Origin of the sequence: Microbispora sp. H13382 (genome assembly GCF_014161445.1) — a bacterium.
Taxonomy (GTDB): domain Bacteria; phylum Actinomycetota; class Actinomycetes; order Streptosporangiales; family Streptosporangiaceae; genus Microbispora.
The window spans coordinates 88,351-100,781 of sequence record NZ_JABBXA010000019.1 but is presented as its reverse complement, the minus strand read 5'-3'; the positions used below and the strand labels follow the sequence as shown (position 1 = coordinate 100,781).

9 protein-coding genes are annotated in these 12,431 nt (G+C 73.0%); 5 read left to right on the top strand and 4 right to left on the bottom strand.

The window, feature by feature from the left end; all coding sequences use genetic code 11:
• Window positions 1-38: 38 nt before the first annotated feature.
• Window positions 39-776, top strand: a complete 738-nt coding sequence (locus HHX41_RS30375) for a GntR family transcriptional regulator (protein WP_182908688.1) — start codon at window positions 39-41, stop codon at window positions 774-776.
• 26 nt (window positions 777-802) lie between these two features.
• Here HHX41_RS30375 and HHX41_RS30370 read toward each other — a convergent pair whose 3' ends face one another.
• Genes HHX41_RS30370 through HHX41_RS30355 form a run of 4 tightly spaced genes read right to left on the bottom strand, consistent with a single transcriptional unit; the run spans window position 803 to window position 3,924 of the window.
• The gene (locus HHX41_RS30370; protein ID WP_220504557.1) at window positions 803-1,588 is read right to left on the bottom strand and encodes a putative hydro-lyase; all 786 of its coding nucleotides are present in this window, start codon (window positions 1,586-1,588) and stop codon (window positions 803-805) included.
• On the bottom strand, window positions 1,588-2,532 hold the full coding sequence (locus tag HHX41_RS30365; protein WP_182908687.1) for a biotin-dependent carboxyltransferase family protein: 945 nt from the start codon (window positions 2,530-2,532) through the stop codon (window positions 1,588-1,590). Before HHX41_RS30365 ends, HHX41_RS30370 begins: the two co-directional genes overlap by 1 nt.
• Before the next feature lie 13 nt (window positions 2,533-2,545).
• The gene (locus HHX41_RS30360) at window positions 2,546-3,160 is read right to left on the bottom strand and encodes an allophanate hydrolase subunit 1 (RefSeq protein ID WP_182908686.1); all 615 of its coding nucleotides are present in this window, start codon (window positions 3,158-3,160) and stop codon (window positions 2,546-2,548) included.
• Window positions 3,157-3,924: a LamB/YcsF family protein gene (locus HHX41_RS30355; RefSeq protein WP_182908685.1), complete on the bottom strand. Its 768-nt coding sequence runs from the start codon at window positions 3,922-3,924 to the stop codon at window positions 3,157-3,159. The genes HHX41_RS30360 and HHX41_RS30355 overlap by 4 nt, the downstream gene beginning before the upstream one ends.
• Before the next feature lie 174 nt (window positions 3,925-4,098).
• Here HHX41_RS30355 and HHX41_RS30350 point away from each other — a divergent pair, with 174 nt between their 5' ends.
• From HHX41_RS30350 to HHX41_RS30335, 4 genes are all read left to right on the top strand, one after another.
• The gene (locus HHX41_RS30350; RefSeq protein ID WP_182908684.1) at window positions 4,099-5,337 is read left to right on the top strand and encodes a hypothetical protein; all 1,239 of its coding nucleotides are present in this window, start codon (window positions 4,099-4,101) and stop codon (window positions 5,335-5,337) included.
• A 158-nt stretch (window positions 5,338-5,495) separates the two neighbouring features.
• Window positions 5,496-5,762 carry a DUF6504 family protein gene (locus HHX41_RS30345; protein ID WP_030509646.1) on the top strand — a complete coding sequence of 89 codons (267 nt, stop codon included), beginning with the start codon at window positions 5,496-5,498 and terminating at the stop codon, window positions 5,760-5,762.
• A 79-nt stretch (window positions 5,763-5,841) separates the two neighbouring features.
• The gene (locus tag HHX41_RS30340) at window positions 5,842-9,381 is read left to right on the top strand and encodes a DNA polymerase III subunit alpha (RefSeq protein ID WP_182908683.1); all 3,540 of its coding nucleotides are present in this window, start codon (window positions 5,842-5,844) and stop codon (window positions 9,379-9,381) included.
• 1,526 nt (window positions 9,382-10,907) lie between these two features.
• Window positions 10,908-12,428, top strand: a complete 1,521-nt coding sequence (locus tag HHX41_RS30335) for an extracellular solute-binding protein (protein ID WP_182908682.1) — start codon at window positions 10,908-10,910, stop codon at window positions 12,426-12,428.
• Window positions 12,429-12,431 lie beyond the last annotated feature (3 nt).

Genomic DNA, 12,431 nt, shown 5'->3' with positions numbered 1-12,431 from the left:
TATCGATGTCGGTCGCGTGAACGGAAGGGCTCAGCACGATGGCGCGCTACGAACAGATCGCGAGTGACCTGCGGGACGCCATCGTCAGGGGGGACTATCCGATAGGCGCTCAGCTTCCCTCCGAGGCTGAGCTGGCCTTACGGTACGCCGCCGCGCGCGGGACCGTCCGTCAGGCCGTCGCCCTGCTCGCCGCCGAGGGGCTGGTCGGGTCCCGGCAGGGCGCCCGGCGCATCGTGCTCGGCAGCGAGCGCAGCCAGAGCTTCGCCGAGTTGCACAGCTTCGCGCAGTGGGCCCGCTCGATGGGCTACCGCGCCAGCGGGACCGTGCTGTCCTCCGGGCGCCGCCCGTGCTCGCCCTCCGAGGCCGTACGGCTGTCGCTCGAGCCGGGGGAGGAGGTGCTCGCCGTGCTGCGGCTGCGGCGGCTCGACGGCGAGCCGGTGCTGGTCGAGCGCACCGTCTACGCCGGCTGGATCGCCCCCGCCGTCGAGCGGCTCGATCCCGACTGCGAGTCGGTGACCCAGGAGCTCTACGAGTCGGTCGGCCTGGTCTTCGCGTACGGCGAGCACCTGATCGACGCGGTGGCGGCCGGCAGCGAGGACGCCCGGCTGCTCGGCGTGCGGCGGGGCAGCCCTCTGCTGCGCCAGCGCCGCGTCACCACCACCCAGGAGGGCCGGCCCGTCGAGTCCTCCGACGACCGCTACCGCGCCGGCAGCGTGACCTTCAGCATCCGCAACTCCACCGCCGCCAACCCCCTCGTCCGCCGCGCCGGCGACTGATCCCGCCAGACCGGGTAAGCGCTGTCTCAGGGCACCAGGTAGGCGCTGTCGCGGGCGTCGGTGATCGCCATGTGGCCGGGCGCGTGGCCGATCGCGAACGGCGGACGCGACCGCATCACCGCGGCCTGCGGCGTCACCCCGCAGGCCCAGAAGACCGGCAGTTCGCCGGCGCGCACCTCGACCGGGTCGCCGAAGTCCGGCTCGCCGAGGTCGGCGATGCCCAGCGCGGTGGGGTCGCCGACGTGCACCGGTGCGCCGTGCACGGCCGGATAGCGCGAGGTGACCCGGACCGCGGCCGGCACCAGCTCGGCGGGGATCGGGCGCATCGACACCACGAGCGGCCCGGAAAGCTCGCCCGCCGGGACGCACGGCCGGTCGGTCAGGTACATCGGCACGTTCGTCCCCGCCTCGATGTGGCGGACCGGGACGCCGGCCTCCAGCAACGCGGCCTCGAACGTGAAACTGCAGCCGATCAGGAAACCCACCAGGTCGTCGCGCCAGTAGGACGTCACATCGGTGACCTCGGCGACCTGCTCGCCGTCCCGGTAGACGCGGTAGGCGGGCAGATCGGTGCGCAGGTCGCCGTCGAAGATCGACGCGAACGGCTCGCCCGGCTCGGTCACGGCGAGAACGGGGCAGGGGCGCGGATTGCGCTGCGCGAACAGCAGGAAGTCGTACGCCCTGTCCCTCGGCAGCGCGATCAGGTTGGCCTGCGTCCACCCCGCGGCCCAGCCGGAGGTGGGCGTGACCAGCCCTCCCCGGAACAGCTCCCGCGCCTCGCGGGGGGTCAGACGTGCGGGATCGAGTTCCATCAGGGCCTCCCCGGGCCGGTGGGCCGTCCGGCGCCCGTCACCCGGAAACGGACGCGCTGCCCGGGGCGGGCCTGCGCCGCCCGGTCAACGTCGGCGTCGTGCAGCACCGCTATGACGGGATATCCGCCGGTGACGGGGTGATCGGCGAGGAAGAGCGTCGGCTGGCCGGACGGCGGCACCTGCAGTGCGCCGGGGACCATCCCCTCGCTCGGCAGCTCCCCTTCGCGCGTGCGTTCCAGGCGAGGCCCGCGCAGCCGCATGCCGACGCGGTCGCTGTGCGCGGTGACCTCGTACGGCTCGGCGCACAGGGCCGCCAGCGCCCCGGGCCTGAACCAGTCGTGGCGTGGCCCCGGCATCACGCCCAGCGTGAGCACGCCGGACCCGGGCCCGGGCACCGGCGCGAGATCGGCCACGGGGAACTCCGCCGGCGCGGGCCCGACCGGCAGCACCGACCCTGGGGCGGGACGTTCCGGGCCGAGCCCCGAGAGCAGATCGGTGGCCCGCGACCCCAGCACCTCAGGGACGTCGACGCCGCCGCGGACCGCGAGATAGGTCCGCAGCCCGCGGGACGGCACGCCGAGACGGAGCGTGGCCCCGTCCGGGAGGCGCTCGACCGACGCGTGCCCGATGCCGCGGGTGCGCCCCTCGGCGTCGGTGACGGTGGCGGGGCAGGGCGCGCCGGTGAGCGCCACGAGCAGATCGCCGGTGGCACGCACCTTCAGCCCGCCCAGCGTGACCTCCAGGCAGGCCGCGTCCTCGGGATTGGCCAGCAGGCGGTTGGCCAGCCGCAGCGCGCCGCGGTCGGCGGCGCCGGAACGCCCGACGCCGAGATGGCTGTGCCGGCGCCGCCCGAGGTCCTGCACGGTGGTGAGGGGACCGGGAGCCAGCACCACCAGCGCCCGCCGAGGTTCGCTCCCACCGGCGCTCACAGTCGCCTCACTCACAGGGCCTCCGTACTCACAGGGCCTCCGTGAACCGTACCCGGACCCCCGGGCGCAGCAGGGCGGGCGGGTCGGCCGCGATGTCCCACACCACGGTCTCGGTGCGCCCGATCAGCTGCCACCCGCCCGGCGACTCGCGCGGGTAGACCCCGCTGAACTCACCGGCGAGCCCCACGGCTCCGGTGGGCACGCGCACACGCGCCTCCGGCCGCCGCGGCACGGCGAGCCGGGGGTCGCCGCCGATCAGGTATCCGAAGCCGGGGGCGAACCCGCAGAAGGCGACGGTCCAGGGTGTCCCGGTGTGCACCGCCACGACCTCGCGTTCGGTCAGCCCGGTCAGCGTGGCCACGTCGGCGAGGTCGTCGCCGTCGTACACCACCGGGATCACCACCTCCTCGGTCGTCGTACGGCGGCCTCCCGCGGGCCGTACGGCCAGGACGGCGGACTCCACCACGGCGTGGCGCGCCGGCGGCTCGAACCGGACGAGCACCGTCCGCGCCGCGGGGACGATGTCGACGACTCCCGGCGGGGAGTCGGCCACGAGGGCGTCGTAGAGCGCGACGACCTCCTCGAGACGGTCGAGCTCGACCAGGACCGCGTGCTCGCCGCAACGGTGCAGTCGTGCGTTCACAGGTCCTCCTCGACGAACGGCGCCAGGCCGATGCCGCTCGCCTTGAGCGCGTCACGAACCTCCAGGGCCATGGCGACGGCGCCGGGGCTGTCGCCGTGAACGCAGATCGAGTCGGCCGTGACGGTGAGCGGTGTCCCGTCGACGGCCTCGACCGGCTCGCCCATGGCCATACGCACGCAGCGCTCGGCGACCAGGGCGGGGTCGTGCAGGACGGCGCCGGGCACGTCGCGCGGCACCAGCGTGCCCTCGGGGGTGTAGGCGCGGTCCGCGAAGCACTCGGAGACCGTGGTGAGCCCGGCCCGGCCGGCCTGCCGCAGCCACACCGAGCCGGGCAGGCCGAGCACGGGCAGGCCGGGATCGTAGGCGCGCACGGCCGCGACCACCGCGGCGGCCTGCGCCTCGTGGTGCACGATCGCGTTGTAGAGCGCGCCGTGCGGCTTGACGTACCTGACCCTGGTGCCGGCCACCCGCGCGAAGGCGTCCAGCGCCCCGATCTGGTAGATGACGTCGTCGGCGAGTTCGGCGGGCGGCACGTCGACGAACCGCCGCCCGAAGCCCGCCAGGTCGCGGTAGCCGACCTGCGCGCCGATCACCACGCCGCGCGCGGCCGCGGTCTCGCACGTACGCCGCATGATCACGGGGTCGCCCGCGTGGAATCCGCAGGCGATGTTGGCGCTCGTGACGATCGACAGCAGCGCCTCGTCGTCGCCGAGCCTCCACTGGCCGAACCCCTCGCCCAGGTCGGAGTTGAGGTCGATGTACATGTGTCAGCTCCAGAGTGCGCTGATCCCGCTCAGGGAGTTCCGGCCGAGATAGATGGTAAGCGCCTGGATACGGGCCGCCGCCCGGCCGCCTACGCGGAACACGCCGGTTGAGCCCGCCGGCCTGGGCCTGGAGTTCCGGCAGAACCGGATGACCGGCCGCCACGTCCTATGGATATGCGGACGCGGATTCTGCGGGTGACGGCGGCGCTGGCCGCGATGGTTCTGCCGGCGGCGTGCGCGTCGACCACGCCCCGCGATCTCGAGACCTGGAACGAGTCCGACGCCGTGAGCGCGCTCGCCGCGCCGGAGCGCCCGTCGCCCTCCTGCCTGACGGGGTCGCCGACGCCGGAGCCGGGAGGGGAAGGCGGGCGGAGCGGCGGGTGGCGGACCGCGTACTACGACTACCGCGACCGCCTTGGGGGCCTGGCCGTGACCCGCGAGGGGACCGTGTGGGCGGCCGGCACGCGGGTGTCCCACCCCTGCGGGTCCGAGACGAAGGCGCCGCTGCTGCTGCGCGGGGACGGCGGGCGGTGGCACGAGGTCGCGGCCCCGCCGACGGTGCCCGAGCCGAGAGCCGTGGCCGCGTACTCCGACCGCGACGTGTGGCTGTTCGGCGGGGAGAACGCCGCGCACTGGAACGGGCGGGAATGGACCGCGGCGCCCGGCCCGGGCGCTGACCTGAAGCGGGTGCACGCGGCGGCTCCCGGCGACGTCTGGGCGATCGTGAACGCGAACTTCCTGGACGGGGCCGGGGGAGCCGAGGGCGCCTGGGGCTCCCGGGCGGACCTGCGGCGCTGGGACGGCAGGGCCTGGCGCGAGGCGCGGCCGCCGCTGGTCGCCAAGGACGTGGACGGCCTGCCCGGCGGCGAGGTCTGGGCGGCCGGTTCCAGCCGCGGCCGGGCCGCCGTGGCCCGGTGGAACGGCTGGTCCTGGAGCACGGTCCCGCTTCCCGCGGTCCCCGCCCTGCACCGGAACCAGCTCTCCGAGCTCGTCGACCTCGCGATGGACGAGTCGGGCCGGGTGGCGGCCGTCGGCTGGGTCGCCTGGGTCTGCGGCACCGAGGAGGAGGACGTGACCTACTGCGGCAGCACGCTGTTGCTGCGGCGGGAGAACGGACGGTGGAGCTACAGCCTGCCGGGCGAGCCCGCGCTCGATCCTCACCTGCGGCTGGAGGCCGACGGCCGGGGCGGGTTCTGGCTGTTCTACTCGAAGAACGAGTGGAACATGACGGTCGGTCACCTGTCGGGCGGCCAGTGGACGCACGGGACGTTTCCCGCGGGCCCGCTCGGGCACACCCAGCTGACGGCCGTCGTCAGGGAGCCGGGGACGGCGCGCCTCTGGGCGACGGTGACGGACTCGACCGAACGAGAGGAACCGCCCTACCGAGGCGGTGGGATCTGGCTCGGCGAGTGATCCGCCGGACGCGCTTCCTGGGCTTTCGCTCCCGCGAACGGGTCGGGCCGACTTGCGTTCCCCCTCCTGGGAACGTATGTTCGAAGTAGCGGCGATTCCGTCCGAATCATCCGCCCGTCTTCCCCCGGGTGGCCAGAAAGCCACAGGGAGAAGGAGTCTTGAGCAGACTTTACGGCGATCCGATCGAGGTGTGGGTCCGGGACGGGCACCCTGCTCAGTTCGTCTGGCGTGACCGGCTCTACACCGTCCGCGAGATCCAGGACCACTGGGTGGTCGCCAGGGAGTGGTGGAAGACCTCGGACGCCGATCCCGGCGAGCGGCGCTTCTGGCGAGTGGGGGCCGCGGCCGGCAAGGAGGTCGGGACCTATGAACTGCGCTTCGACACCGCCAGCGGCGGATGGCTCCTGCTGAGGGCCTGGGACTGATGGGAACGCTCCAGCCACCCACGACGACCGGGGGACGGGCCGCTGGAGGACGGACCGGGGGACGGACGGGGGCGCGCCCGTGACGCGAGCCTTCGCCCACCTGCACGTGGCGTCCGCCTTCTCGCTGCGGTACGGCACCGCGTTCCCCGCCGCCCTCGTCCGGCGGGCCGCCGAGCACGGCATGGACACGCTGGCGCTGACCGACCGCGACGGCCTCTACGGCGCGATCAAGCACGTCATCGCGTGCCACGAGCGGGGTGTCCGCCCGGTCGCCGGCGTCGACCTGGCCCTCGGCGAGAGCTCCGTGCCGGACGACCTGTTCGGCGGCGGCCTGCCGTCCGGCCACCGCACCGGACACGGCCACCGCGCGGGACACGGCCGGGGGACGGCGGCCGAGCCGGCGCGGGTCGTCGTGCTCGCGCGCTCGCACGGCTGGGCCGCGCTGTGCCGCCTGGTCACCGCCGCCCACCACGCGGGGGAGCGCGGCGAGCCGCGCGTCACGCCGGGGATGGTGGCCGAGCACGCGACCGGCCCGGACGGGGAGCCGCGGCTGACCGTGCTGCTCGGACCCCGCTCCGGGGTCGGCCGCGCGGTGGCCGAGCGGCGCGACGACCAGGCCCGCGCCCTGCTGGCCGCCTGGCGCGCGGTGGTCCCCGACCTGGTCGTCGAGGTGTCCGACCTGTACGGCTACCGCGACGCGAACACCGCCGCCCGCATGATCGGGCTGGCCGACTCGATGGGCGTGCCGGTCGTGCTGACCAACGCGGTCCGCTACCTGGACGCCGCCGACCACCAGGTCGGCAACGTGCTCGACGCGGCGCGCAAGCTGGTGCCCCTCGACGGGCGGCATCTGGACGACCCCACGGCCCACGCGTACCTGAAGGACGGCGCCGAGATGGCGCGGGTGGCCGCGCGGATCTGCGGCGGCGATCCCGGCAGGGCCGGGCGGCTGCTGGCCGAGACGCGCCGCGTGGCCGACCGGTGCGTGCTCGACCCCGTCGAGATCGTGCCCCTGCTCGAACCCGAACGGCCCCGGCTGCACCTGCCGGAGGTCGGCGAGGACCCGGTCCCCCTGCTGCGCCGCCGGTGCGAGGAGGGGCTGGCCCGGCGGGGCCTGGACCGCTCGGCGGAGGCCCGCGACCGCCTGGCGGCCGAGCTCGGGATCATCGAGCGGAAGCGGCTGTCGGGATACTTCACCGCGGTCGTCGGCATCACCGACATGATCCGGGCGATGGGCGTGCGGTGCGCGATCCGCGGCTCGGGGGCGGGCAGCCTGGTCAACTACCTGATCGGCATCGGCGAGGTGAACCCGCTCGAACACGGCCTGCTGATGGAGCGCTTCCTGTCGGAGGGCCGCAAGGGCCTGCCCGACATCGACATCGACGTGGAGTCGGCCCGCCGCCTCGACTGCTACCGCGCCATCCTCGACCGGTACGGCGAGGACCGGGTGGCCTGTGTGTCGATGATGGAGACCTACCGCGCCCGCAGCGCGATCAGGGACGTCGGCGCCGCCATGGGCCTGCCGCCGCACGAGATCGACGTCATCGCCAAGGCGTTCCCGCAGGTGCGGGCCAGGCAGATCAGGGCCGCGCTGTCCGACCTGCCGGAGCTGCGCGACAGCGGGCTGAACGACCGGTCGCTGGAGACCGTGTTCCGCCTGGCCGAGCGGCTCGACGGGCTGCCCCGGCACATCGCGCTGCACCCCTGCGGCGTGCTGATCGGCAACTCCACGCTGCGCGACCGCACGCCGGTCGAGCGCAGCCTGCTGGAGTTCCCGATGTCGCAGTTCGACAAGGACGACGTCGAGGAGGCGGGCCTGCTCAAGCTCGACGTGCTCGGGGTGCGCATGCAGTCGGCGCTCGCCTACGCCATCCAGGAGGTCGAACGGGTCGAAAACCGGAAGATCGACCTGGACGCCGTGCCACGCGATGACACCGACACCTACGACATGATCCGGCTCAGCCGCACGATCGGCTGCTTCCAGATCGAGTCGCCGGGACAGCGCGAGCTGGTCGCCAAGCTGGAGCCGCGCACGATGCACGACCTGATCGTGGACATCTCGCTGTTCCGCCCGGGACCGGTCAACTCCGACATGGTCACGCCCTACCTGGAGACCAGGCACGGCTTCCGCGAGCCGCGCTACCCGCACGAGTCGCTGCGCGAGGCGCTCACGGAGACCAACGGGGTGGTCGTCTTCCACGAGCAGGTCATGAAGGTCATCGACGTCATGACCGGGTCGGGACTGTCGGAGGCCGACCGGGCCCGCCGCGCGCTCGGGACGCCGGAGGGCCGTGCCGCCGTACGCGCCTGGTTCGTGCCGCTCGCCAGGGAGAACGGCTACGCGCCCGACGTCGTGGACCAGGCGTGGAAGGTGCTCGACGCGTTCGGCGGGTTCGGGTTCTGCAAGGCCCACGCGGCGGCGTTCGCGCTGCCCACCTACCAGTCGGCCTGGCTGAAGCGGCACCACACCGCCGCGTTCCTCGCGGGCGTGCTCACCCACGATCCCGGCATGTACCCGAGCCGGGTCATCCTCGACGAGGCCCGCCGGTGCGGGGTGGACGTCCTGCCCCTCGACGTCAACCGCTCGGGGAAGACCTGGCTGGTGGAGCGTACGGAACCGGCGGAGGAGAACCCCGGCGGGTACGGCCGCGGGTACGGCCTGCGGGTGCCGTTCTCGGCCGTCCGGGGGGTGAGCGAGGCCGAGGTGGACCGCATGGTCGCCGGCCGGCCGTACACCTCGCTGGCCGACTTCTGGGAGCGGGCCAGGCCCTCGCGCCCGGTCGCCGAGCGGATCGTGGAGGTCGGCGGGTTCGACGCGCTGCACGGCCTGCGACCGGGGGAGCCGCGCTGGCGGCCCGGACGGCTGACCAGGCGTGACCTGATCGCCCAGGTCGGCGCGCTCGACCGCGGCTCTCCGGCGGGTGCGGAGGGACAGCTCCCGATGGGGTTCACCGAACATGTCGCGCCCGGAGAGCTGCCGGAGATGACCGAGGCCGAGGCCGTCGAGGCCGAGCTGGAGATCCTCGGCATGGACGTGAGCCGCCACGTCATGGACTTCTACCGCGACCTGCTCGACGCGCTCGGCGTGACGCGGGCCAGGGATCTGCTCCGGCAGCGCAACGGCGCGGAGATCCTGGTCGCGGGGGTCAAGGTCGCCACCCAGACGCCCGCCGTGCGGTCGGGACAACGGGTGATCTTCACCACCGTCGACGACTCCACCGGCCCGATCGACCTGACGTTCTTCGAGTCGGTGCAGGCGCACACGGCCGCGACCGTGTTCGGGTCGTGGCTGCTGGCCGCCAGGGGGGTGGTGCGGCGCACCGGGGGCCGGGCGGTCTCGCTGCGCGCCGTGCACTGCTGGAACCTCGCCGACCTCGACCGCGTGTGGCGCACCGAGGGGCTCGACGCCGTACGCGCCGTGATCAGCGAGGTGCCCGCACCCGGCGCCGGGGTGGGCGGACGGCCCATCGAGTACGGCAACGGCTTCCGGGTGTCGCCCTACTCCGACAACGGCGCTCCGCCGGCCGCGCGGGAGGGGCGGTTCCTCGGCCACCCGGGGGAGCCCCAGCGGCGGCTCTGGCACGCCAGCTCCGGCAGCTCGGGGCCGTCGCCCGGCTGATGATCCTCCCCGCCGTCCGTGCCTCCCGCGTGTGCCGCACGGACGGCCGGTGCCGCGGCGACGGGCCTGCCGGACGGCCGTTCGGCAGGGTTATGGGCAGGGTTGAGGACAGGGTTATGGGCAGGATTGAGGCGGACCTGCGGCCGGGTCGCGGGCCGCGCCGCGCGACCGTGCCCCGCACCCGTGTGCCGGGCGGTGACCTCGCGGACGGCCGAGGCGCACAGGAGCGCCGCGACGGCGACCGCGGCGGCCTGCGGCGTGCCGAGGCCGGTCAGTCCCTCCCGCGCCGGGCCGGCGAACACCAGGCCGAGCGCGGCCAGCCAGCTCACCCACCAGCAGGCGAGGACGACCAGCCACCGGGTGCGCTCCGCGGGCCCGCCGGTGCCTCCGCCGAGGCCACTCCCGGTCCGGGCGCCACCCGTTGTCCCGGTGCCATCCGTGGTCCGGGTGCCGCCCGTGCTTCCGGAGCCGTCCGCCTGTCGCGCACGATCCGCCGGGCGGCCGTGCCGTGGCGCGGGGGCCTCACGCCAGGCGAGGTCCGTCAGGAACAGGGGGACCACCAGGTTCACCCCGGGCACGAGGCACGCCGCCGCGAGCGCGACGGGCGGCGTGGCCGGGCGCACCTGCCGAAGCCAGGACAGGTAGGCGAGCGCGGCGGTCACGGTGGCGGTGAGGAGGGCGAGGAGCAGCACGGCGAACGTCGTCGCCGCGCCGCTGACGGCCCGCGCGGCCGGAGAGGCGGGATCCCCGCCGAAGGCCGCGATCTGCGAGGCCAGCCGGCTGCCCCGGGACTCCTCGAACACGGCCAGCGCGGCCACCGAGACGACCTGGGCGGCGAGGGCCGCGTACACGCCGGCCGCCGCCCGGCTCACCGCTGACGACGTGGACCGCATCTGTTCTCCCCCCGGCACCGGTGGCGTGACCTGCCTCACTCTTATCCCGCCCGCGCCGTCGCTAATCCGCCTCCGGAGCAGCTGTCAGGGAAGGGGGATTTAGGGCTTTTGGGGCCTTTTCTCGCTTTGATGCTGATATGGGGTTCTCGGGAGGGATTTGCGGCGGAGTCCATGCTTGGCGCTCCGGGGTATACGGCTGCGGGCTCGGACCACCAGGTCCTCGTACATGGCGGCGTATCTGTCGCCGAACCCGCGAATCTCGCGCTCGCGCCGGATGTGCGACTCGAGCGCGTCCCACGCTTTGCTCGCATGCCGCCATTCCGCCAACCGGAATTCCTGAAATCGGGCCGGGTGTGAACTCGCCGAGCGCCGGCCCGGCTCGTGGGGCGTGATGCGCGTATGCATCCGGCTGAAAGTCGAGTTCCTCCATCTCCCAAATGCGTCCGTTATCGCGCGAAGTGTGGCCTGAGTGCCCCAGATGTATCATTACTCGAAATAACAAATCATCGTGATCAAGAAGCGCGGTCTGTGAGACTGGTCTGCCCTGTTTAGGTAGAACGGAAGCCGGGGGCCGCATCACCGGTATCCCGGCGGTGCGGCAGCACGGAACGGCCACCGGAGAAGGAGACGGTGTTGAGCGACCGGAACACCCCGCTGAAATTGCCCTATCGCATCCTGCTGGTCGCGGCCGCGGTCGTTCCGGTTGTCCTCTCCACGGCGGTCGGATCCGGGCTGGTGAACGCGACACAGGGTCTTCCCGACGATGCCTGGGGATGGGGGAGACTGTGCCTCGGGGCGGCCCTGCTCGTGTTCGCGGCCTTCGCTCTGAACATCCTCGGGTGGATGATCAGGGTGCTGCTGAGGCGGCCAGAGAACGAGGACGAGCTCCGCTTCCTCGAATCGCTGAACCGGCTGGGAAGGACCCTCGGGAGGCCGAGCAGGGTGATCGCCACCCTGGCCGCGCTCGCGCTCATCGCTCCGATCGCGTGGCTGCTCCCGAACAACGGGCTGGAGCCGGGCACGCTGTACATCATGAGCGCCAAGGACGAAAGCGGGCCGGCCAACGCCCGGCGGATCCTCGTGCAGCAGTGGAACCAGGCCCACCCGGGCAACCCGGTGGAGTTCATCGGCGGCCCGGACACGGAGCCCGACAAGCAGCACGCGCGCATGGTTCAGGACGCGAGAAAAGCCCATCAGGCGGACGTGTACGTCCTCGACGTCGTCTATATGCCGGAGTTCATCAGCAACGGCTACCTTCGGCCGATCGACGAGTCCGGGCGATCCCAGGAGGGAGCGGGCGACGACTTCCTCGACAACGTCCTGAACACGTGCAGGGACATGAGCGGGACCCACGAGGGATTATGGGCCCTCCCCTGGAACACCGACGTGGGACTGCTCTACCGGCATTCGGGCGCACGTGGTCCGGCGAGCTGGGCCGACTATTTTCCCGGCTCCGCCAACGCCGCCCATCTGGTCGGCTCGGAGAACCTGACGGTCACCGCGCTGGAGGCGATCTGGGCCCACGAGGGCGACGTGGTGAACCAGGACGGACGGCTCGTGCTGACGCCCGACAACAGCGCCGTCGACTTCGACGAGAATGTCCGCGACGCGTTGAAGGACCTGGCGGACGTCTACCGAGGGAAGGATCCGGAGGATTCGGTCGACGCCGAGGCGGCCGCCCTCCGGGAGTTCGCGAACGGCAAAACCGGCGTCATGCGCAACTGGCCCGTGGCGTACGACAAGCTGGCCAAGCCCCCTGCGAGCCTCAACTCGCTCGAGGTCACGCGGCTTCCGCACGCGAGCGTGCTCGGCGGGCAGAATCTGGCGATGTCGAAGTGGACCGACAAGCCGAGGGCGGCCCAGGCGCTGATCGAGTTTCTCACGAGCCCGTCCAGCGAACTGATCCTGTTCGAGGTCGGGGGTTTCGCCCCGACCCGCGACTACGCGTACAGGTACGCCACACGTCCATTCCGTACGGAACTCGAGAACGCCGTGATGGAAGCGCGTCCCCGCCCGATCACACCGCACTACACCAAATTCAGCGAGGCGTTCCGCGAGGGCATCTTGTACGCCATCCGCAACAAAGGCCGTTATCCGGCCGATTTCCCGCAGAAGTTGGCGACTATCGCCGCGGGCGGCTCGCACGGCGATTGACCG

Bases quoted from the DNA above. Each gene is read 5' to 3' on its own strand.
- HHX41_RS30375 (WP_182908688.1), top strand. From the start codon at position 39: ATGGCGCGCTACGAACAGATCGCGAGTGACCTGCGGGACGCCATCGTC.
- HHX41_RS30370 (WP_220504557.1), bottom strand. From the start codon at position 1,588: ATGGAACTCGATCCCGCACGTCTGACCCCCCGCGAGGCGCGGGAGCTG.
- HHX41_RS30355 (WP_182908685.1), bottom strand. From the start codon at position 3,924: ATGTACATCGACCTCAACTCCGACCTGGGCGAGGGGTTCGGCCAGTGG.
- HHX41_RS30350 (WP_182908684.1), top strand. From the start codon at position 4,099: ATGCGGACGCGGATTCTGCGGGTGACGGCGGCGCTGGCCGCGATGGTT.